We start from the raw sequence: 21334 nt of genomic DNA, 5'->3' as shown, positions 1-21334 counted from the left end.
GTAAAGTGTACTTGTATTTTGGAATTTGGGTGTTGATTATACGATGAAAGTTGCATTTCCTCTACGAAAAAAAGGTAAAAAACATACAGTTAGAGTAGGAGTGTATTTTATATCTAATTGTTTCTATTATTCTTTTTTTACGATCGAACAGCAATTTATTTCTGGTATTACTGAGGATATTGGTCAGTTAACAACATTATTAGTTAAACAGTACCATTATACGAAGCAACAAATTTTATATGTTTCAGTGTTACCAATGCATTTAGTATGGCGAACGAGGTATCACTATCCACAAAAGACAACACAATACTTATTAGAACAACAGGTTTATCATCTATTAGAAACTGATCTGCCTCATGATGGGAGTCCTATTTGGTTTGATTATTTATATCAGGATGACTATTTAGAGTTATATGTTGTTAAACAACAAAATGCTGAACAAGAAATTGAAAAATATTTACCATTACAACTTAACGTATTAGATGTGTTTTCTCGTGTGTTATTGCGTGCTTTTCGTTATCTGATCAACAAAAAAAGTTCAGAAACCGTACTGTATTGTTATTACGCCGAACAATGTATTTTTCTTTTAGATTCTCCATATAAAACTGAAATTTTGGTCATACAAGAAGATTTTCCTAATGGTTGGGAAAAGTTTACTACATCTTTTAATGTGAAATTTTCAACATGTGTTTTATTTCAATCGGAGAAGCGAAAGTCAGAGGATATTACTGCCGTTATTAATTATGAGAATGTACAACAACTAAGTACCTTATCAGAAGGCGAATTGATCAGTTTGGGTTGTGCATTATGGGGGCAAAATGAACAGTAGTATGCAAACAGAGATTAATTTGCTTAATTGGCGACAACAGCATAACCAACAACGTTATCGTTTAATATCTATATTGCTATTACTTTTATTTACACTTGTTGCCATAGCAGGCTATCACTTACTGCAAGAGATGCAGCAAAGAAGTCAAAAATATGTTGAATTACGGCAACAACAGCAGCAAATTAATTCGAATTTACAGCAAATCAAGCAAGCACAACACAGACAACAGCAGCTTTTAAATCATCATTCTGCTTTTGAAAAAATTCCATTAGAGGAAATCGTTCAATTTATTCAACAATTATCTCATTTGCCATTAGGCAATGGACGCTTATTGCTAGCTCAAATGGAGATAAATCCCTTTTCAGGAGAACAACAAACAAAATTAAATTTTATTTTGATGGGGGAGAATCTTATTCAGCAAGAATTTTATCAGTTACAACAATATTTATTACTACATTGGCATTATCCAATTGAATTAGAACCAAGTGTGTTGCAGCAGAACCAACAGAAGCAATCTAGTTTTACATTACGTTTTAATAAAAAAGAGGAACAGTAATGCGAAGATTTTCTAGGCAATATCCTAAAGGAATACATTGGTATCTTTTATATATGCCGAAAGTATTTTTGTATTCATTATGGTTATTGTTACTGTTGCTATTTTTAGCATATCCATTATGGAAGAGTGGATCTCAATATTATCAAGCCAAAAAACTAGAATTAATGTTGTTTGAACAGATTGAATTAGAGGCGAAACAGAAACAACTATTACAGCATCTACAAAAAAAGGTTAGTGAACGACAAGATACTCAGAAAAATACACAAAAATTGGCAGAGCTGCATCAACAGTTAAGTGATTTATCTCAAGAGTCAGCAATAAGTTTTGATATGCAAGTGAGTAATAAATCATTATTGCGGGTTGAGTTAGATTTATATACCTCTTTTCACGAATTTATTGAATATTTCGATTTGTTATTTCAAGACATTTTAGCAAATTGGTCTATTGATTCGTTGCGTATTGAAAGAGGTAATCATTCTGAACATCCAGGATTATTACATATAGCAATCCATTTATTTTCTGAGGAACTACGAGAATGAAATCATTAAGTTTGTTGTTATGCAGCTTGATCTCTATTACTTGTCTAGCTAAACCATCCATAAAGGATCCTTTCTTTGATAGTTTTTCTACCAGTTTTCTTGATGAAAGTGGGAATAATGCTATATCTCCAGAAATATTGGATGATTTTGAAACCATTAAAGTGAAATATATTCAAGTAAATGAATTAGCAAAAGTTTTTAGTGAAAATGGTGGTGGATTATTATCAGGATTAGCGGGATTTAGTGTTGAACCTCGTAATAATTTAATTTTAGTCAAGGGAGAAACTAAACAGATTCAACGATTTAAAAAGTTAATTGAACAATTAGATAAACCAGGTGATCAAATTGCGATAGAAGCAAGAATTGTGACAATTAATAATGAAAGCCTTAATGAGTTAGGTGTGCGATGGGGAATTTTTAATCAAGGTGATAATTTTCATAAGGTGGCAGCGAAGTTAGATAGTTTTGGCATAGAGAATTTAAATGCCCATTTAAACGTAAATTTTTCCACAAGTTCGGAAGCGGCATCTGTTGCTTTACAAGTTGCTAAGATCCATGGGCGATTATTAGATCTTGAATTAAAAGCATTAGAACAAGAGAACAATGTAGAGATTATTGCCAGTCCACATCTATTAACTTCAAACCAGAAACGAGCAGTAATTAAACAGGGTTCAGAAATTCCTTATGTTATCGAAGATAATAATGAAAGGAGTAGCCGTACGCATATTGAATTTAAAGAGGCTGTTCTAGGGTTGGAAGTGACACCACAAGTTCTACATCAAGGAATGATTGCTTTAGATCTTGTTGTGACACAAAATGCTGCTGGAGCAAGTATTCCTTATGGTGCAGGGCAAGTTGTGACCATTGATAAACAAGAGGTTCAGTCACAAGTGATGGTCAATGATGGTGAAACGATAGTATTAGGTGGAATTTTTCACGATTTAATTGGTAAAGGAGAAAATAAAGTGCCACTCTTGGGGGATATTCCTGGATTGGGGCGGCTTTTTAGTAGTAAGGCAGAACGCCATCAAAAAAGAGAGCTGGTCATTTTTATTACGCCAAGAATTATTCATAATGCAGCAGAAACCCTTGAGAACTATCAAAAGCGTAAAGATGAATTTATGCACAAGAATAATCTTTGATAAAAATGCACGGTAAGGTTGAAAAATACGCCTATTTATTGAGATAATACCACGCTATCTCAATGAACATTCGAGGTCTTGGGGATCTTTTGAGTGTTGTGCTAATAGAAGAATACTTCGGTATTCTTTTTCTTTTGTCGGATGTATAGTGAAAATTGTACAAAACACCGAATAAAAACAACATAATAGGATAACTTCCAATGAGTTATAGACACTCAAAGATCAAACTATTCATTTATCTTTAAATCATTTAGAACGATAAAAAACATGGCAGAAAAAAGAAATATTTTTTTAATTGGCCCTATGGGAGCAGGAAAAAGTACGATTGGTCGTCAACTTGCTCAATTATTAAGTATGGATTTTGTGGACTCAGATACTGAAATTGAACAACGAGCAGGAGCAGACATCGGTTGGATTTTTGATGTTGAGGGCGAAGAAGGATTTAGAAAAAGAGAAGAAAGAATTATTAATGAACTCACTCAACGTCAAGGTATTGTACTATCTACTGGCGGTGGTGCAGTGATGTCGAAAGAGAATCGTAACCATCTTTCAGCACGTGGTATTGTGATTTATTTAGAAACCACAGTTGAAAAACAACATCAACGTACGTTACGAGATAAAAAACGTCCTCTATTACAAGGCGTAGAAGATCCTCGCCAAGTATTAGAAGATTTAGCGAAAATTCGTACTCCGTTATATGAAGAAATTGCGGATATTACCTTACAAACTGATGATCAAAGTGCCAAATTAATGGCTAACAATATTATTGATTTGTTAGAGAATTTTACTGGTTAGTTCGATCAATAGTTAAGATTTTAAAGGATAGAGAAAATGGTAGATGTTTATGTAGAACTTAAAGAGCGACGTTATCCAATTAGCATTGGTGCAGGATTATTAGCACAGCCAAGCAGTTACTATCCTTTAAAATCAGGTGACAAAGTGATGATTGTTACCAATCCAACTGTTGCAGCACATTATTTGCAGACTGTAAAAACAGCATTGTTACAAGTTGGCTGTCAAGTTAATGAAGTGTTGCTACCTGATGGAGAGCAGTATAAAACGCTTGAATCCTTGAATTTAATTTTTACCGCATTACTTGAGGCAAAACATGGACGTGACACAACCATCCTTGCTTTAGGAGGTGGAGTAATTGGTGATGTGGCAGGATTTGCAGCGGCGTCATATCAACGTGGTGTGCGTTTTATTCAAGTGCCAACTACGTTATTAGCACAAGTTGATTCTTCTGTTGGTGGTAAAACAGCCGTTAATCATGAATTAGGTAAAAATATGATTGGTGCTTTTTATCAACCATCAAAAGTAATCATTGACACTGAAACCTTAAGTACATTACCTCATCGTGAAGTGAGTGCTGGATTAGCTGAAGTGATTAAGTATGGTGCAATTTTAGATAATGCATTCTTGGTTTGGCTCGAACAAAATATTAACTTATTAACTAAGTTAGATGCACAAGCCTTGCAATATTGTATTCAGCGTTGTTGTGAGCTAAAAGCGATTACAGTAGCGAAAGATGAGACTGAGCAAGGTGAGCGGGCATTACTTAATCTAGGGCATACTTTTGGACATGCTATTGAAACACATCTCGGATATGGTATGTGGCTACATGGTGAAGCTGTTTCTGTTGGCATGATGATGGCAGCGTATCTTTCTTATCATTTGGGTGATTTAACAAAAGAAGATGTTCTGCGTTTGCAAGCATTATTATTGGCAGCAGATTTACCAATTTTCTCGCCAGATGGTATGACTGCAGAACAGTATTTACCTCATATGATGCGTGATAAAAAAGTACTTGCTGGTAAATTACGTTTGATCTTATTGAAGTCGTTGGGACAGGCTTACGTAACAGCAGATGCAGATAAATCATTAGTATTACAAGCGATTCAAGATTGTATTCATTCCCATTAATCCATGTCTCATAGCACACATACGTCGAAACATCGTTCGTTTTTGAAATGGGCTGGTGGAAAATATCGTCTAATTGATGAAATTAAGCGTCTTTACCCTAAAGGAAAGACGCAATTAATCGAGCCTTTTGTTGGTGCCGGAACAGTTTTCCTCAATAGTGATTTTGAACGTTATCTACTTGCAGATATCAATCCTGATTTAATTAACCTATTTCGTTTAATCAAGGCTGATGTTAAGCAGTATATTAAAGAAACTCAGCTTTTATTTGCTCATCCTGAAGCTAACACGGCATTACGTTATTATGCTTTACGGGATGAGTTTAATCAAAGTACGGATCCTTGGCGACGAGCCACAATATTTTTATATCTGAATCGCTTTGGTTTTAATGGGCTGTGTCGTTATAACAGTGATAATGAATTTAATGTGCCTTTTGGGGCTTATCGGCAACATTACTTCCCAGAAAATGAGTTACATTATTTTGCGGAAAAAGCTCAAACAGCGGAATTTATTTGTGCTTCATTTGAGCAAACATTTGCCTTAGCGACAGAAGAAAGTGTGGTGTATTGCGATCCACCTTATGCACCATTACAACAAGATTCAAATTTTACTCGATATTCAGGGAATGAGTTTAGTCTGCAAGATCAAAGAGCATTAGCAGAATTAGCTCGGCATACAGCATTGTCACGAAATGCGATAGTGTTGATTTCAAATCATGATACTGCTTTTACACGCGATTTATATCAAGGTGCGAAGCTCAAGAAAATCAATGTACAACGCTCAATCAGCCAAGCAAGTGCAAGACGAGTAAAAGTGAAAGAGCTAATAGCACTGTTTTCACAACAGAAATTATTACACTGGCAAGAGAAATTAAATCTTAAACACTCGGAATCACTTTAAATTCAATAGATTGAATTTTAGGGTAATGTTGTTGAATTTTTGCTAGTAATTGTGTTTGTTGGAAGCATAAACTTTGATAAATCATCCCATTCGCTACATGAAATAGAATGTGGTTTTCAGTTAAGGTCGCTACTCTGATTTTTCCTTGAAACTGAGCAGGAATGATTTTTTCTATATCTTGATAAAATTGTTGTAATTGATTGTGACGATCGATAAGTGCGGAGAGCGAAGATCGTTGCAAAACATCATTCACATTCAAAACTTTTTGATTGCGTACTTCTTTTTTAGTGGTCATCTTCTCTCCGTAACTCAAGCAATTTGTATGACATTATAAAGGAATTATTCTATAATCGTTATCCGTTATTTTATGTGGTTTTATTAGGTTTATTACTGTGGATTATCAATTTACAAAAGTCGGAAAAAAAACATTATGGCAGCGGCTTTTACTCGGAGTGTTAACTCTGTTTTTTTTGCCAATCCATGCAGAACAACCTAATCAAGCTACCACCATCACACTAGAAACTAATCAAACTGTTTCTGCTATTCAACAGCAACAAATTAATTCCCATTTTTTGTTGTTACGGAAAGTACAACAACAGATCGATTTTTCTCGTAATAAGATCAAAAATCAACCACAGTTTGATGTGGTGCAACAATATCTGTTATCACAAGTTAATCGTTATCAGATCCAAATTCGTGCTGGGCCACAGCAAATTAATCTTTAATGTTATGGATGAGCTAATATTTTTATGTATTAGTGTATATGATTTGCTTATTAGCATATAAAAGATGCTAAGTATTTTATTAGTAAGAAGAAATTATTATGTTATCAGCTATTGCAAGAAAAATTTTTGGTAGTCGTAATGACCGTATTTTACGTCGTTTAAATAAACGTGTTGCTTTAATTAATAAATTAGAACCTCAATATGAAGAACTTTCAGATGAACAATTAAAAGCAAAAACTGCAGAATTTAGAGATCGTCTAGAAAAAGGTGAAACCCTAGAACAACTGTTACCAGAAGCTTTTGCTACTGTGCGTGAAGCGAGTAAACGTGTATTAGGTTTGCGTCCATTTGATGTGCAGTTAATCGGGGGAATGGTATTAAATAATCGTTGTATTGCTGAAATGCGTACAGGGGAAGGTAAGACATTAACCGCAACGTTACCTTGTTATTTAAATGCGTTAACTGGAAAAGGGGTGCATGTAGTTACTGTTAATGATTACTTGGCTCGTCGTGATGCGGAAACCAACCGTCCATTATTTGAGTTTTTAGGCATGACGGTTGGGGTAAATGTACCAGGAATGGCACCAGAAGATAAACGAGCTGCGTATGCTGCAGATATTACGTATGCCACTAACAGTGAATTAGGTTTTGATTATTTGCGTGATAATTTAGCACACACAATGCACGAACGTTTCCAACGACCATTACACTATGCTTTGGTCGATGAAGTCGATTCTATTTTAATTGATGAGGCTCGCACGCCATTAATTATTTCTGGTCAGGCAGAAGATAGTTCAGAGCTTTATATTGCGATTGATAAATTAATTCCGCAGTTAGTTAAACAAGAAAAAGAAGATAGTGAAGAGTTCCAAGGTGATGGTGACTACACAGTAGATCTTAAAAATAAACAGGCTTATCTCACTGAACGTGGACAAATCAAAATTGAAAAATTATTGATGCAAGCTGGTTTAATGAAAGAAGAGGAGTCTTTATATTCTCCAGCGAAAATTACTTTATTGCATCATGTGTATGCCGCATTAAGAGCACATTCTCTCTTTGAACGTGATGTAGATTACATTGTGAAAGATGGCGAAATAGTGATTGTTGATGAACATACTGGACGTACGATGGCAGGTCGCCGTTGGTCAGATGGCTTACACCAAGCAATCGAAGCGAAAGAAGGTGTGAAAATCCAAAGTGAAAACCAAACAGTGGCATCAATTACTTATCAAAATTACTTCCGCCTATATGAAAAATTAGCAGGTATGACAGGAACAGCGGATACCGAAGCGTTTGAGTTCCAACAAATTTATGGATTGGAAACAATCGTTATTCCAACTAATAAGCCAATGATTCGTGATGATAGAACGGATCTGATGTTCCAAAGTGAAGCGGATAAATTTAAAGCGATTGTCGAAGATATTAAAGATTGTGTTGCTCGTAAACAACCAGTATTAGTGGGAACGGTATCTATCGAAAAATCAGAATTATTATCTGATATTTTGAGAAAAGAAGGCATCAAACATAATGTTTTGAATGCGAAGTTTCACGCAAAAGAAGCTGAAATTGTGGCGGATGCAGGTTATCCAGGTGCAGTAACGATTGCAACTAATATGGCAGGTCGTGGTACTGATATTGTACTTGGTGGTAACTGGAAAGCAGAAGTTGCGAAATTGGAGAATCCAACTGAAGAGCAAATTGAAGCGATTAAACAAGCATGGCAAGAACGTCACGATATTGTAATGCAAGCTGGTGGATTACATATTATTGGTACAGAGCGTCACGAATCTCGCCGTATTGATAACCAGTTACGTGGACGTTCTGGTCGTCAAGGAGACCCAGGTTCTTCACGTTTCTATTTATCATTAGATGATGCATTAATGCGTATTTACCTCAATGAAGGAAAACTCAATTTAATGCGTAAAGCCTTTACCGAACCAGGTGAGGCAATGGAATCTAAGATGTTGACGAAAGTGATCGCATCGGCACAAGCGAAAGTAGAAGCACATAACTTTGATGGACGTAAGAACTTACTTGAGTTTGATGATGTTGCAAACGATCAACGTCATGCGATTTATGCACAGCGTAATGAGCTATTAGAAAATGATGACATTTCAGATACGATTAATGTGATTCGTGAAGATGTGTTTAATCATGTGATTGACCAATATATTCCGCCTCAATCTTTAGAGGAATTATGGGATATTGAAGGTTTAGAAAATCGTTTGAGAGCAGATTTCAATATGGATCTGCCAATCGCAAAATGGTTAGATGAGGATCATAATTTACACGAAGAAACCTTGCGTGAACGTATTATTGAACTGGCGATTGAAGATTATAAGAAGAAAGAAGCAATGGTTGGTGCTGAAACCATGCGTAATTTCGAAAAAGGGGTGATGTTACAAACATTAGATGAACTTTGGAAAGAACATCTTTCTGCAATGGATCATTTGCGTAAAGGTATTCACTTACGTGGTTATGCACAAAAAGATCCAAAACAAGAGTATAAGAAAGAGTCATTCCAAATGTTTACGGATATGTTGGAAACCTTGAAATTCAATGTGGTGAGTATTTTGACTAAAGTTCAGGTGCGTACTCAAGAGGAAATTGAGGCTGCAGAACAAGCAAGAGCGCAAGCAGCAGCTGCAGCGGCGAAGATGGCAGAACAAGCACAAGTTCAATATCATAGTGATGCACAAAGTACAGACCAGCCACAGCGTAAGATTGGGCGTAATGAACCTTGTCCTTGTGGTTCAGGTAAAAAATATAAACATTGTTGTGGACAAGTGAAGTAACATCTAATCTTTATTTATAATGTAAAAAGGTAAGCTGTACATGATTGAAACAAGATGTACAGCTTATTTTTATCTAAATACAAAGAGAAATATATGCAAAAACCTTTAGTAAAAGTTGCGGCAGGCATTATTCGTAATGAATTTAAGCAAATTTATCTCACTCAACGTCTAGAAGGGAAAGATTTTGCTCAATCTTGGGAGTTTCCTGGAGGTAAAATTGATAAAGGTGAAACCCCAGAACAAGCATTGAAACGTGAGTTGGAAGAGGAAATAGGTATATTTGTTTTAAATGCTAAGTTGTATGAACATTTCCAATTTGAATATCCAACCAAAGTGATTTCATTCTATTTTTATTTAGTTGATGAGTGGGTTGGTGATCCATTTGGACGTGAAGGACAAGAAGGCTTTTGGATTGAACAGAAACAACTCGATGTTGGGCAATTTCCACCCGCAAATGTGAAAGTCATTCAACGTCTATTAGCGGAAACAGAAATAGAGTAATCTTTGAAAAAGACAAAGATTATTCAGCCATCATAATAGAGATCTCTTGTAATCTTTGCCAAGCATTAACTTCACTATTTTGTTTTAGTTCTTTTTCTAATGCAGCAAATTGGTGAATTAAATGATACAACTGTTGATAAGTTAAACGTTGAATAGCAGTAGAATAGAGCAGGCGGCGATTTTTCCAAATACGTAATTGATCAAAACGATCTTTTAAACCGTGCATAGTCAACGGTTGCTGTTTGTTGCTGATTTTTGCTTGGGGTTCACTACCTAGCTGTAATAATAAAAATAACTCTTTTTGTAAAATTCGTAATAAAACAACTGGCTGTACATCACCTTCATTTTCTAATTGTTCTAAGATTCGTACTGCACGATATTTTTTACCTTGTAATATTGCATCTACCCATTGATAAGGGGTAAAGACAGCAGATTGTTCAATACATTGACTTGCATTTAGCTGTGTGATTAGCTGTTCAGGATAAAGTAATTGCATTAACTGCAATACTTGTTTAAGTGCAGCTAAATTGTTTTCGTAATTATAAGCGAGTAATTCTATTGCAGCTGGTTCTAATTCAATGGACATAGCGTTTGCTCGTTGTTGAATCCATTGCGGTAATTGTTCAATAGTCGGTGTTTGGCAATTAATTTGTAAAATAGGTAATTGCATTAATGCAGTGAACCAAGACTGCTTTTCAATAGCGGGCGTTAATTTGGTTAGTTGAAAGACGACAAGAGTATCTGGATGTAATAGTAATACTAATTGTTGTAAATATTGTTGTAGCGTTGTGGTAAGGTTTTCTGGCAAATTTAGAAAAAAAATCTGTTTACTAGAAAATAACCCAAAGGTTTGAAATTCATTAAATAATTGCGACCAGTCAGTTGTGGTATCAATCGAAATTTCCTGTTTCTGTTCAACACCTTGTTGTTTGGAGAAAGCAAAAATAGTGGCTTTACTTTCTTCTAAAAGTAAAGGATCTTGCCCTACTAACAGATAGCCTAGATAAGCCTGCTGTTGTAGTGAGTAAGAAAGTTTATTGGCAAAGATCCTAACTGACATAATTAATATTGTTGTTGCACGCTAATCATCTTGATCACGATTTGTTGTGCAGCTTGACGATACATATCATTCCAGATAGCTCGTTGTTCAGCATTTTTCGCTAAAGCCGCTCTAGAGTTATCAAAGAAAGTACGAGAAACCTGAACATTAATTGGATAGCGTTTATTATCAGGCATTTGTAATGAAGCACTCACAGATAATGTTAATAAACTTTCAGCCTCACGACCTTGTTTAAATACAGAAGCTACTTTATCGCTAGTTGAAATGCCATTAAGTCTTAGAATTGGTGCTTTTCCTTGATCAACAAGAGTTACTCCACGTGAACGTAACTCTTTTTTCATCGCCATGGCGATATCACTATATTTATCGCCCGTTTGTAATTGCACTTCTTTAAACACTTTTTGTGAAAGTGCGTCATTAGCAAAATGAAATCCACAAGCAGATAACAACAGTGTTAATGATAAAGTCAGAATGTGTTTTAGCTTTTTCATAAGGATTCCTTAATAAGAGGTATGCCATACTTGTAAATTAATACAACAGAACAAGTATGGCACTATTCATTATTTAGCAACAAAACTGAGTAGTTTGCCTGGAACATAAATGACTTTGATAATGTTTAATCCATCTAAATGTTTTTTCACATTTTCATCAGCCATAGCAGTTGCTTTGATTTCATCTTCTGAAGCAGAGGCTGGTACAGTCACTTTACCACGTACCTTACCATTTACTTGTACCACGACTAATTTTTCATCATCAATCATTGCTTTTTCATCAGCTACAACCCATGGTGAGAAATCGATAGCTTCTTGATTGCCAAGATCTTCCCATAATTGGAAACAAATATGTGGAGTAATTGGATAAAGCATTTTAACAACGGCATTTAATGCTTCTTTCATCACGACACGATCTTGTTCAGTAGTAAGAGGTGCTTTAGTTAATTTATTCATTAACTCCATAATGGCGGCAATCGCAGTATTAAATGTTTGACGACGACCAATATCATCACTTACTTTAGCAATGGTTTTATGTAAATCACGACGTAATGCTTTTTGTTCTGCATTGAGTGCGTTGACATCAAGTTCACAAGTTGCAGGCTGTTGTTGATAATCAAATACTAATTTCCATAAACGACGAAGGAAACGATTTGCACCCTCTACCCCAGACTCTTGCCATTCAAGCGTCATTTCCGCTGGAGAAGCGAACATCATAAATAAACGGACGGTATCAGCACCATATTTTTCAACCATTTCTTGTGGATCGATACCGTTATTTTTTGATTTAGACATTTTGGTCATACCAGCGTGGACAAGTTCATGTCCTTCAGGATCAACTGCTTTGATAATACGACCTTTCTCATCGCGAGTAACGGTAACTTTAGTTGGAGATACCCAAATGCGTTCATTGGTTGGTGAGGTGTAATAGAAAGCATCTGCTAACACCATACCTTGGCACAATAATTTTGTTGCTGGCTCATCACTTGCTAATAAACCTGCATCACGCAAGAGTTTATGATAGAAACGGAAGTAGAGTAAGTGCATAGTCGCATGTTCAATACCACCGATATATTGATCAACTGGTAGCCAGTAGTTAGCTTCATTGCTGTCTAACATACCTTGTTGATATTGAGGGCAAGTATAACGTGCATAATACCAAGAAGATTCCATAAAGGTATCGAATGTATCTGTTTCGCGTAACGCAGGTTGTCCGTTATAAGTTGCTTTCGCCCAGTTAGGATCAGCTTTGATTGGGCTTTGTACTCCATCCATAACAACATCTTCAGGTAATACCACTGGTAAATCTTGTAATGGAACTGGAACAACTTCACCATTTTCGAGGGTCATCATTGGAATTGGTGCACCCCAATAACGTTGGCGAGAAACTCCCCAGTCACGTAAACGGTAATTTACTTGACGTTTACCAACACCCATTGCTTCAAGTTTATCTGCAATACCATTGAAGGCTTGTTCAAAATCTAAGCCATCAAACTCAGCGGAATTGATTGCAATACCATGTTCAGTATAAGCAGCCTTACTAAGATCGAGTTCACTACCGTCAAGTGGTTTAATAACAGGTTTGAGTGGTAATTGATATTTTTGTGCAAATTCATAATCACGTTGATCGTGTGCAGGCACTGCCATTACAGCTCCTGTACCGTAATGCATTAATACAAAGTTAGCAACCCAAACAGGTACCGCTTCACCAGTAATTGGATGTACTGCATAACGACCAGTAAACATTCCTTTTTTCTCCATAGTTGCTAATTCAGCTTCGGCAACTTTGGTATTACGGCATTCTTGTAAGAATTTAGTCAATTCTGGATTATTTTTAGCAGCTTGTTCTGCTAAAGGATGACCAGCAGCAACGGCTAAATATGAAACACCATAAAAAGTATCAGGGCGAGTGGTATAAACGGTTACGGTTTCATCACTATCTTGCATTTTGAAAGTAATTTCTACCCCTTCTGAACGACCAATCCAATTACGTTGCATTGCTTTAACTTGGTCTGGCCAATCTGGTAGTTGATCTAAACCTTGTAATAATTGTTCTGCATAGTCAGTAATTTTAACGAACCATTGTGGAATTTCTTTTTGTTCCACTGGCGTATCACAACGCCAACAACAACCATCATTAACTTGTTCGTTAGCTAATACAGTTTGGTCGTTTGGACACCAGTTTACGGTTGAGGTTTTTTTATAAATTAATCCTTTTTTGTAGAGTTCGGTGAAGAACCATTGCTCCCATTTATAATATTCAGGTTTGCAGGTCGCAATTTCACGATCCCAATCATAACTGAAACCCAACATTTTAAGTTGGTTTTTCATATATTCGATATTGTCGTAAGTCCAAGTTGCTGGAGCTGCTTTATTTTTGATTGCTGCGTTTTCAGCTGGTAAGCCAAAAGCATCCCAACCAATTGGTTGCAATACGTTTTTACCGTTCATACGTTGATAACGTGAAATCACATCGCCAATGGTGTAATTACGCACATGTCCCATATGTAAACGACCAGATGGATAAGGGAACATGGATAAACAGTAATATTTTTCTTTGTGGGGATCTTGTTGAACTTTGAAGGTTTTATTGTCTTGCCAGAATTTTTGAATTCGACTCTCTACTACGTCGGGACGATATTGTTCTTGCATGGTAAGTTGTCCTATTTAGTACCAAAATTTAAATGAATATTTAGAATTAAAAAATGTGGTATAGAATAGCTTAAAATGCTGGTAATTAATAGGGCTTATGACAATTTTTGCTACAGTGTAGATAATCGTAAATCCTAGAATTCTTATTGGTATTAGGAGTGAATTTGAGTACACTTGCATTATGTTTGCAATGATGATCGTATTATGTCTGAAGTTTTTGTAGCGTGGGGAAATATCCACCAAACTTATCCATTTCATTTACAACCGCCACTTGTTTTTTCTGATGCAAACTCGCAGCAAACTCTGTTACCCAAGTTAAAGCAACAACGGCAAGTTGCTTATTTTTTATTGTGGCAAATATTACAGAAAATGGGATGTGCAGATCTGTTTTTACCAGGCATATCCAAAGATGAAAATGGACGTCCTTATTTAATTGCCTCAGGTGTTGATTTTAATTTCAGTCATTCAGGTGAGTGGGTAGCGGTCATTGTTACCAAGCGGACAGCCGCACAGGAGGTTGTGGCAGTTGATATTGAGCAACCAAGCAAAAAACGATCCTTTGCTCGTTTGCTGGGTTACTATGCCCAAGAGGAGGAGTTGCAATGGTGGCAACAGCATTCCAATCAAGAGATGGCATTCTATCTTAGTTGGTGTGCAAGAGAAGCGATTTTAAAAGCGAAAGGGCGTGGGATAGGGGCAATTTCTAAAGTTATCTTTCAACCACAACAAGCAACCTTTACTACTTCAGATGCGCCTAATGGGGTTTTACGCTTTTGCCAAACATTGCCATTTTATTTAGCTTGTTTTGTTGAACAGTTCTCAGCAGAACAATTTTATTGTTATCAATGGAATGATGACACTTTGCAAAAAGTGCATCTGAATTTTAGTGATTATTGTGTCGTAAATCGGGAGTCATTATGACAGAGGAGCATTTTGATCAACAGCATCAACATCGTTTTGTGGCGAAATTCGCTAATATTTTACAATGGATACTGAATTTTGCTTTGATTGTACTTGCAGTGATTTTAGTGTGTTTGCTAGGTAAACAAACATTTGAATTAGGCGAAATTTTAGTATTAAAAGCTAGTGATACCACGATTGCTTATGTGCTAGCAGAACGAATTGTTGTTTACTTTCTCTATTTTGAGTTTCTTGCATTGATTGTGAAGTATTTTAATGCAGGTTTCCACTTTCCATTGCGTTATTTTCTATATATTGGGATCACTGCGATGATCCGTTTGATCATTGTTGATCACTCTAGTGCATTAGGTACATTAGCAATTTCGGCAGCCATTTTATTAATGGTGGCGGCATTATTTTTAGCCAATATGGCAGAGAAAAGAAAATAGGAGTATTGAATATGGCAGAGGAATCAGTAATTCGCCAATATGGACAACAAGACATTGAGATGTTACATGATGAAGTGGTGTTTAAAGGGTTTTATACCATGAAACGTGTACAGTTCCGTCATCGGCTATTTTCTGGTGAAATGAGTGGAGTAGTGACGCGAGAAGTCTTAACTAAAAACGAGGCAACTGCAGTGGTATTGTATGATCCACAGCGAGATAATGTTGTCTTAGTTGAACAAGTCAGAATTGGTGCTATTGATCCGACTTCTAGTGCATCGCCTTGGTTGCTTGAATTGGTTGCTGGTATGATTGAAACAGGTGAAAAACCAGATGAAGTGGCTGTGCGTGAAAGTGAAGAAGAGGCTGGCGTATATTTGACGCAACTTTATCCAATTATGCAATTTTGGGATAGCCCTGGCGGTATGTCCGAACGCATCCATTTATTTGCAGGGAGAGTAGATTCAAGTCAAGTTGGTGGCATTCACGGACTTGCTGAAGAGAATGAAGATATTCGTGTTCATGTAGTAAAAAGAGAAGTAGCTTATCAATGGTTAGAAGAAGGCAAAATTGATAACGGTGTCGCAGTAATTGGTTTGCAATGGTTACAATTAAACTATGTTAAGTTGCAGGCTTTATGGCAATAATTCTGTGATAGAACAAGCAATTTCGAAAAAAATTTTTTAAAAAAATGTGCGGAAACTAACATTTTTACTATTTGCCTACTGACTTTTTTATTGAAATGTCTAAAGTAAGCAATAGAAATTTGAAAATATTTTAGGGGGCATTATGTCAGATCTATTTCAAGATGAATCGACTGGTGTGATCAAATTGCTCCAAGTAACAGACCCTCATCTATTTGCGGATGCGGATGGTGAGTTATTAGGCATTAATACTTTTGCTAGTTTCCAGCAAGTATTAAGCGAGGTGAAAAGTTCTGGCTTTGAGAGTGATTTTATTCTAGCAACAGGCGATTTTGTGCAAGATGGTAGCGAACAAGGTTATCATCGTTTTGTGAAGGAAATTGCACAATTAGGCAAAAAAGTTTTTTGGATTCCTGGTAATCACGATTTTCAACCTAAAATGGAAGCGGTATTTGATGTTTATAAAGCTGTTATGCAGCCACATAAACATTTACTGCTTGGCGAAAATTGGCAACTTCTATTATTAGATAGCCAATTATATGGTGTACCACATGGAATGTTGAGTGAATCTGAGCTAGCTTGGCTAGAACAACATTTGTTGATGTATCCAGAACGAAATACTTTAGTTGTATTACATCATCATCTATTACCAACACGTTCGGCTTGGTTGGATCAACATAATCTTAGAAATCCATATGATTTTTCTGAAGTGCTAAATAAACATCAAAAAGTGAAAGGCATTATCTATGGTCATATCCACCAAGAAGTGAATGCAGAATGGATGGGACTTCCCGTGTTTGCAACACCATCTACTTGTATTCAATTTAAGCCAGATTGTGCGCATTTTACGTTAGATAATTTGCAACCTGGTTGGCGAGAAATTACGCTTTATCCTGATGGACGGTTAGAAACAAAAGTGAATCGTATTAAAGAGAAAGTTTTTCTACCAAAAGATAATATGAGTGGCTATTAAAACAAATAGTAGAGATCGAGTAGTATTACGAGCTAGTTTTGCGTAATACTACTTGTTGCATTAAGCCCCAATGACAAAAATTGCGCTGTTCGATAACTAATGGTAATGGTGCAATTAAATCTTGTAACCGTAGGTTAATTGTTGTTCCTAATGCACTTGTAATGCAATCAAATCCTTTTCGACAATAACTCGCTTGTTGCCCATCAGGTAAGAATTTATCCCACAAAGAGATGACACCATTTGGCTTTAATACACGGACTGCTTCTGCAAGTAATTCTTCTGGTGTAGCAGTGACGGCTAAAATCAAATGTAATAATACTAGATCGCAAGATTGATCTGCTAATCCACTCTGTTCTGCACGACCTACGTGAGTTGTAACTTGCCAAGAGTAAGGTTGTTGCTGTAATTGCTTTTCTGCTTTCGCTAACATTTTGGCTGAAAAATCAACTAAAGTGAGTTTGCTATGAGGCATAAGGCGAGTTGCAAGATAAGGGATATCTAACCCTGTTCCCGCACCAGCGAGATAAATATGCTGTGGCGTATCAGTCCAAACCTGCTGTTGATCAAGGAGGGCAAATTGGCTTTGACGCATATTATCGGCAGCACGTAAGAAAAAATTATAGATTTTACTGTAATAATTCCAACGTGCTGCTGATACCATGATATTTCCTGATTAGTTTCTAGCTTGTTGTTCTTTAGCAGCTTGTTCTAATAACCATTCACATGGTTGGAAACGATCGCCATAAAGAATAACGTGTTCATTCAATGCTTTAACAATCGAAGTTGCCCCGATATATTGCATATAAGCGTAAATACCGCCACGGAATTCAGGGAAAAATAGCCCTAATACGGAAGCCATATTTCCTTCATCTTGACTACTAATGACACCTTCTTGTAAGCAACGAGCAGCTTCATTTAACATCATTAAAATACAACGACGAACGACTTGTTCTGATTCAAGATTATTTTCAGAGATCGTTTCCATAACATAGTAGATACTCTTATCGACCATAGTACGTTCTTCGGTTTGTGAATTATAAAGATAGAAACCACGGCGATTTTTACGTCCTTTACGATCATCTCGCAATAAATTGCCGAGTTTAGCTGGCACAGCAAAAGGCTTACCATAGTAACGTTCAAGATTTGGCAACATTTTTGCCAATAAATCTAATCCAAAATCGTCTAACATTGCTAAAGGACCGACTTCGAAACCAAACTCTTGTAATGCACGGTCAACAAAATCAACTGCTTCCCCATCACATAAACAATAAAAGGCTTCTAGTAGATATGGAATCAAGATTCGATTAACGAAGAAGCCTGGTTTATCTGCGACTAATAATGGAATTTTGCCTTGTTGAATTGCAAAATGAATAGCAGTTGCAATGGTTTTCTCAGATGTTTTTTCGTGAGGAATAATCTCCAACATTTTTCGTTGTGAAATTGGTGAGAAATAATGGAAACCAATGACATTTTCAGGACGATTAGCCACACTGGCAATATCCGCAATTGATAAGGTAGAAGTATTACTTGCAAAAATGGTATTTTCGCTATAAAAAACTTCGCTTTCTTGTAAGACACGTTGTTTTACTTCTAGCTCTTCATAAACGGCTTCAATTACAAAATCTGCATCTGGTGCTGCTAGGAAACGCTCTCCACCAGAAATTAAGTACATCATTTGCTGCATTTCGCCAGAAGATAACAATTGTTTACTCACTTCACGTTGTAATAATGAATGAGTCATATGTAATGCTTTGGTAATACCGCTTGGATGGATATCTTTAATTCTTACTGGAATACGGGCATTACGCACAGTAATGTAGGCAATACCAGCACCCATAAAACCACCACCAATAATAGCAAGTTTGTTGACATCTCTCACATTACCGCGGGTTTCATATTGTAAACGCATTGCACGTTTAGTTTGTTCAAGATCTCGTAATACCCGTGAATTTTCACTATTAAACAGTTCAATAAAAGCACGTTTTTCTGCTGCTAAACGTTCAAGTTGGGTAGGTTGTTTGAGTATCTCAATAATTCTAGACATTGCAGGATAATTATCGATCGGACCTAACCACTCTTTGTTTTCTGCCGCATCAAACAAAAAACGGCGAGAAAGCATATTATTATGTAAGTAATGTTGGACTTTTTGCCACAATACAGCTGTTTGTGAGAGGGTTTTGGCAACAAAATTTTGTTTACCAAAGTATTCATAGGCAGTAACAGTCAATAAACTAACAGGTACAACTTCATCAACACAATTTAAAGATTGCATCGTGTGTACATCAAATTTATCGCCAGAAAGTAAAAAGGATAAAGCATTTTTTAAGCCAACACGCTCAACAAGATAAGAGATTCCATTCGCAAAGGGAACAATACCTGAACGCACTTGAGGCATAGCAAATTGTGTATGAATATTATCTGATGCGATTCGATAACGACAGGCTAATGCCAATTCAAGGCCTATTCCATAACAAGCACCGTGGATCACAGCAACAGTAGGAAATGGTAGGTTTTGAATTTTTTCAATTAATTGATGTACTTGAGTGAGAAAGGCTTCAAGTTGTAGATCAGATTTACCAATTAAACTATTAAGATCGAACCCTTGTATAAAGTTATTCTCTTTTGCCGATTGTAGAATAAGTCCTTTTGTTTCTGCGGGAAGAGATGTTAAGAGATTATCTAATTGAGAAACAAAATCGGCTGAAAGTACGTTACGTCTTTTATCTTGTACATTAATTAGCAAAGTCGCAACTTGTTGCTCATCAATGCTTAACGTAAATGGAGATAATTTAGGTTGTTGTTGATTAATGTCCATTATTCACTCTCCAAAATCATTGCACCGCCAATACCACCTAAACCGCCTGACGCAATTAAGGAAGTACCACCACCACGTTGTTTTAACGCATATAAAGATTGAATAATTAAGCGTAGACTGCTTACTGCTCTAGGGTTTCCATAAGCAATTGAACCACCTAAAACATTAAATTTATTCATATCAATCGATCCAATTGCAGTAGAACGGTTTAGATGTTGTCGAGCAAAAGAATCTGATTCTAATAGTTTCAAATTTGCTAAAATTTGTGCTGAAGAGGTTTCGTGGAAATCAATTAAATCTAAATCATTTAATTGCATATTCGCATTTTCCAAGACTTTAGCAACAGAATGGGTCACACCAACAAACATATTTTTCCAAACATCATTAGCTGTCATAGTGTAATGACGGATATAACCTAAAATATTTAATCCTTCGGCTTTTGCAGTGTGTTCATTCATTAATAATACTGCAGCTGCACCATCACAAGAGTGAGAGGTATTCCAATCCGTTGCAGTACCATATTTTTTACCATTAGATGGTTTAAATTTTTGATAAAACTCTGGTTTTAAATTACGTTCAATTTGATTATCTGAAACTACAAACTTTTCATATGGAGGTGGAAAAGAAACCATTACTTGTTGACGTAATACGCCACTTTGCCATGCTTGATGTGCTAAGCGGTGTGAACGAGCAGCATATTCATCCAACTCTTGACGACTCAAATGAAAATCTTGCGCCATCTGTTCAGAAACATCAGAATGCGATAATTGAGTAAGGGGATCTTTTAGGTTGACAGCCTGTAATTTCAAATCTTGCCAACTAATTTGACGGAATAATCGATATTTTTCTTCGTAACTTTTTGCAGATAAAATTTCTCTAACGAGCTGAATGAGATGAGAATTCAAGCGAATTGGTGCATTTGATAATGAGTCTGCACCACCAGCTAGAGCATAATGGGCATTTTCCATAAGAATACTGTTACTAAGATTCACTAGCACTTGTAAACCAGTTGGACAAGAACTACTCACTGTATAAGATTGTGCGTGAGGCATATTGAGTAACAGAGAAATTTCACGAGAAATATTTGGAATATCAGGATCTTGGATAACTTGTCCAAAAACAACTTGTTCAATTTTTTGTTTAGGAATTGCTAAACGACTTAGAAGGTCATTCGCCACCATTGCACCAAGATCTTTTGCTTTTGCCTCTTTAAAGAGCGTATTTTGCTTAATGAAAGGAGTACGAAGACCATCTACTACGGCGACTCGTGCGCCTTTTGATGTCGTTAAAATTGGCTGTTCAGACATAGAGTCCTCATTTTATTAAAGTAATATTACTAAATTGTAGCGCATTCTATACTAGAGCGCGATAACTGGGAATAGGGACGCTTCTCTTTGTTTTTCTAAAAGTGATTAGGTAGAATAGCCAACAAAATTGCCGAGATAT

The 21334-nt window shown here is 36.2% G+C and carries 21 protein-coding genes; 14 read left to right on the top strand and 7 right to left on the bottom strand.

Annotated elements, in window-relative coordinates; translation table 11 throughout:
* The first annotated feature begins 43 nt into the window (after positions 1-43).
* The 7 genes from ACFFHT_RS03370 (at position 44) to ACFFHT_RS03340 (ending at position 5886) form a co-directional block, all read left to right on the top strand.
* Positions 44-829: a hypothetical protein gene (locus tag ACFFHT_RS03370; RefSeq protein ID WP_382373477.1), complete on the top strand. Its 786-nt coding sequence runs from the start codon at positions 44-46 to the stop codon at positions 827-829.
* A complete protein-coding gene (locus tag ACFFHT_RS03365; RefSeq protein WP_382373475.1) occupies positions 819-1385 on the top strand; it encodes a PilN family protein in 567 nt (188 codons plus the stop codon). The genes ACFFHT_RS03370 and ACFFHT_RS03365 overlap by 11 nt, the downstream gene beginning before the upstream one ends.
* On the top strand, positions 1385-1924 hold the full coding sequence (locus ACFFHT_RS03360; RefSeq protein ID WP_382373474.1) for a hypothetical protein: 540 nt from the start codon (positions 1385-1387) through the stop codon (positions 1922-1924). The genes ACFFHT_RS03365 and ACFFHT_RS03360 overlap by 1 nt, the downstream gene beginning before the upstream one ends.
* A complete protein-coding gene (gene pilQ, locus ACFFHT_RS03355) occupies positions 1921-3066 on the top strand; it encodes a type IV pilus secretin PilQ (RefSeq protein ID WP_382373472.1) in 1146 nt (381 codons plus the stop codon). Before ACFFHT_RS03360 ends, pilQ begins: the two co-directional genes overlap by 4 nt.
* 267 nt (positions 3067-3333) lie before the next feature.
* Positions 3334-3861, top strand: coding sequence for a shikimate kinase AroK (gene aroK / locus ACFFHT_RS03350; RefSeq protein WP_065233715.1), 528 nt, complete (start codon positions 3334-3336; stop codon positions 3859-3861).
* A gap of 36 nt (positions 3862-3897) precedes the next feature.
* Positions 3898-4989: a 3-dehydroquinate synthase gene (aroB, locus tag ACFFHT_RS03345; RefSeq protein WP_382373470.1), complete on the top strand. Its 1092-nt coding sequence runs from the start codon at positions 3898-3900 to the stop codon at positions 4987-4989.
* A 3-nt stretch (positions 4990-4992) separates the two neighbouring features.
* A complete protein-coding gene (locus ACFFHT_RS03340) occupies positions 4993-5886 on the top strand; it encodes a Dam family site-specific DNA-(adenine-N6)-methyltransferase (protein WP_382373468.1) in 894 nt (297 codons plus the stop codon).
* On the opposite strand, the gene ACFFHT_RS03335 is transcribed toward ACFFHT_RS03340, so the two are convergent.
* Positions 5864-6181, bottom strand: coding sequence for a DciA family protein (locus tag ACFFHT_RS03335; protein ID WP_382373467.1), 318 nt, complete (start codon positions 6179-6181; stop codon positions 5864-5866). The genes ACFFHT_RS03340 and ACFFHT_RS03335 overlap by 23 nt on opposite strands.
* A gap of 97 nt (positions 6182-6278) precedes the next feature.
* On the opposite strand from ACFFHT_RS03335, the gene secM reads away from it, so the two are divergent.
* The 3 genes from secM (at position 6279) to mutT (ending at position 9907) form a co-directional block, all read left to right on the top strand.
* Positions 6279-6611, top strand: coding sequence for a secA translation cis-regulator SecM (secM, locus tag ACFFHT_RS03330; RefSeq protein WP_382373465.1), 333 nt, complete (start codon positions 6279-6281; stop codon positions 6609-6611).
* Positions 6612-6709: 98 nt separating this feature from the next.
* The gene (gene secA, locus ACFFHT_RS03325; protein ID WP_382373463.1) at positions 6710-9406 is read left to right on the top strand and encodes a preprotein translocase subunit SecA; all 2697 of its coding nucleotides are present in this window, start codon (positions 6710-6712) and stop codon (positions 9404-9406) included.
* Positions 9407-9499: 93 nt separating this feature from the next.
* Complete coding sequence (gene mutT / locus ACFFHT_RS03320) at positions 9500-9907, top strand: 8-oxo-dGTP diphosphatase MutT (RefSeq protein WP_382373461.1); 408 nt, start codon at positions 9500-9502, stop codon at positions 9905-9907.
* A 19-nt stretch (positions 9908-9926) separates the two neighbouring features.
* Here mutT and holA read toward each other — a convergent pair whose 3' ends face one another.
* The 3 genes from holA to leuS all read right to left on the bottom strand — a co-directional run bounded on the left by holA (position 9927) and on the right by leuS (position 14110).
* Positions 9927-10967 (bottom strand): DNA polymerase III subunit delta, encoded by a 1041-nt coding sequence (gene holA / locus ACFFHT_RS03315; protein WP_382373459.1) that lies wholly within the window; start codon positions 10965-10967, stop codon positions 9927-9929.
* Between the two features lie 2 nt (positions 10968-10969).
* Entirely contained in the window at positions 10970-11458 is a 489-nt protein-coding gene (locus ACFFHT_RS03310; protein WP_382373457.1) for an LPS-assembly lipoprotein LptE, read from the bottom strand.
* A 69-nt stretch (positions 11459-11527) separates the two neighbouring features.
* The gene (leuS, locus tag ACFFHT_RS03305; protein WP_382373455.1) at positions 11528-14110 is read right to left on the bottom strand and encodes a leucine--tRNA ligase; all 2583 of its coding nucleotides are present in this window, start codon (positions 14108-14110) and stop codon (positions 11528-11530) included.
* A gap of 204 nt (positions 14111-14314) precedes the next feature.
* Between leuS and ACFFHT_RS03300 the strand changes: the two genes are divergently transcribed.
* From ACFFHT_RS03300 to cpdA, 4 genes are all read left to right on the top strand, one after another.
* The gene (locus ACFFHT_RS03300; protein WP_382373453.1) at positions 14315-15031 is read left to right on the top strand and encodes a 4'-phosphopantetheinyl transferase family protein; all 717 of its coding nucleotides are present in this window, start codon (positions 14315-14317) and stop codon (positions 15029-15031) included.
* Complete coding sequence (gene psiE / locus ACFFHT_RS03295) at positions 15028-15459, top strand: phosphate-starvation-inducible protein PsiE (protein WP_382373451.1); 432 nt, start codon at positions 15028-15030, stop codon at positions 15457-15459. The genes ACFFHT_RS03300 and psiE overlap by 4 nt, the downstream gene beginning before the upstream one ends.
* An 11-nt stretch (positions 15460-15470) precedes the next feature.
* Complete coding sequence (gene nudF, locus ACFFHT_RS03290) at positions 15471-16103, top strand: ADP-ribose diphosphatase (RefSeq protein WP_382373449.1); 633 nt, start codon at positions 15471-15473, stop codon at positions 16101-16103.
* A gap of 142 nt (positions 16104-16245) precedes the next feature.
* Positions 16246-17073, top strand: a complete 828-nt coding sequence (gene cpdA / locus ACFFHT_RS03285; RefSeq protein WP_382373447.1) for a 3',5'-cyclic-AMP phosphodiesterase — start codon at positions 16246-16248, stop codon at positions 17071-17073.
* Between the two features lie 25 nt (positions 17074-17098).
* On the opposite strand, the gene ACFFHT_RS03280 is transcribed toward cpdA, so the two are convergent.
* The 3 genes from ACFFHT_RS03280 to ACFFHT_RS03270 are packed head-to-tail and all read right to left on the bottom strand — an operon-like array spanning position 17099 to position 21195.
* Positions 17099-17734, bottom strand: a complete 636-nt coding sequence (locus tag ACFFHT_RS03280) for a class I SAM-dependent methyltransferase (protein ID WP_382373445.1) — start codon at positions 17732-17734, stop codon at positions 17099-17101.
* A 12-nt stretch (positions 17735-17746) separates the two neighbouring features.
* Positions 17747-19888 carry a 3-hydroxyacyl-CoA dehydrogenase NAD-binding domain-containing protein gene (locus ACFFHT_RS03275; RefSeq protein ID WP_382373443.1) on the bottom strand — a complete coding sequence of 714 codons (2142 nt, stop codon included), beginning with the start codon at positions 19886-19888 and terminating at the stop codon, positions 17747-17749.
* Positions 19888-21195 carry an acetyl-CoA C-acyltransferase gene (locus ACFFHT_RS03270; protein WP_382373441.1) on the bottom strand — a complete coding sequence of 436 codons (1308 nt, stop codon included), beginning with the start codon at positions 21193-21195 and terminating at the stop codon, positions 19888-19890. The genes ACFFHT_RS03275 and ACFFHT_RS03270 overlap by 1 nt, the downstream gene beginning before the upstream one ends.
* Positions 21196-21334: the final 139 nt, after the last annotated feature.

It is taken from the genome of Gallibacterium melopsittaci (assembly GCF_042433085.1).
Taxonomy (GTDB): domain Bacteria; phylum Pseudomonadota; class Gammaproteobacteria; order Enterobacterales; family Pasteurellaceae; genus Gallibacterium; species Gallibacterium melopsittaci.
Note: the sequence above shows the minus strand (reverse complement) of the source record. Positions and strands in the feature narration are given on the sequence as shown.

Coding starts and splice junctions, on each gene's coding strand:
- aroB (WP_382373470.1), top strand. CDS start 3,898: ATGGTAGATGTTTATGTAGAACTTAAAGAGCGACGTTATCCAATTAGC.
- ACFFHT_RS03370 (WP_382373477.1), top strand. CDS start 44: ATGAAAGTTGCATTTCCTCTACGAAAAAAAGGTAAAAAACATACAGTT.
- aroK (WP_065233715.1), top strand. CDS start 3,334: ATGGCAGAAAAAAGAAATATTTTTTTAATTGGCCCTATGGGAGCAGGA.
- mutT (WP_382373461.1), top strand. CDS start 9,500: ATGCAAAAACCTTTAGTAAAAGTTGCGGCAGGCATTATTCGTAATGAA.
- ACFFHT_RS03335 (WP_382373467.1), bottom strand. CDS start 6,181: ATGACCACTAAAAAAGAAGTACGCAATCAAAAAGTTTTGAATGTGAAT.
- ACFFHT_RS03280 (WP_382373445.1), bottom strand. CDS start 17,734: ATGGTATCAGCAGCACGTTGGAATTATTACAGTAAAATCTATAATTTT.
- holA (WP_382373459.1), bottom strand. CDS start 10,967: ATGTCAGTTAGGATCTTTGCCAATAAACTTTCTTACTCACTACAACAG.
- ACFFHT_RS03270 (WP_382373441.1), bottom strand. CDS start 21,195: ATGTCTGAACAGCCAATTTTAACGACATCAAAAGGCGCACGAGTCGCC.
- ACFFHT_RS03300 (WP_382373453.1), top strand. CDS start 14,315: ATGTCTGAAGTTTTTGTAGCGTGGGGAAATATCCACCAAACTTATCCA.
- ACFFHT_RS03365 (WP_382373475.1), top strand. CDS start 819: ATGAACAGTAGTATGCAAACAGAGATTAATTTGCTTAATTGGCGACAA.
- nudF (WP_382373449.1), top strand. CDS start 15,471: ATGGCAGAGGAATCAGTAATTCGCCAATATGGACAACAAGACATTGAG.
- ACFFHT_RS03310 (WP_382373457.1), bottom strand. CDS start 11,458: ATGAAAAAGCTAAAACACATTCTGACTTTATCATTAACACTGTTGTTA.
- pilQ (WP_382373472.1), top strand. CDS start 1,921: ATGAAATCATTAAGTTTGTTGTTATGCAGCTTGATCTCTATTACTTGT.
- ACFFHT_RS03275 (WP_382373443.1), bottom strand. CDS start 19,888: ATGGACATTAATCAACAACAACCTAAATTATCTCCATTTACGTTAAGC.
- psiE (WP_382373451.1), top strand. CDS start 15,028: ATGACAGAGGAGCATTTTGATCAACAGCATCAACATCGTTTTGTGGCG.
- ACFFHT_RS03360 (WP_382373474.1), top strand. CDS start 1,385: ATGCGAAGATTTTCTAGGCAATATCCTAAAGGAATACATTGGTATCTT.
- secA (WP_382373463.1), top strand. CDS start 6,710: ATGTTATCAGCTATTGCAAGAAAAATTTTTGGTAGTCGTAATGACCGT.
- ACFFHT_RS03340 (WP_382373468.1), top strand. CDS start 4,993: ATGTCTCATAGCACACATACGTCGAAACATCGTTCGTTTTTGAAATGG.
- leuS (WP_382373455.1), bottom strand. CDS start 14,110: ATGCAAGAACAATATCGTCCCGACGTAGTAGAGAGTCGAATTCAAAAA.
- cpdA (WP_382373447.1), top strand. CDS start 16,246: ATGTCAGATCTATTTCAAGATGAATCGACTGGTGTGATCAAATTGCTC.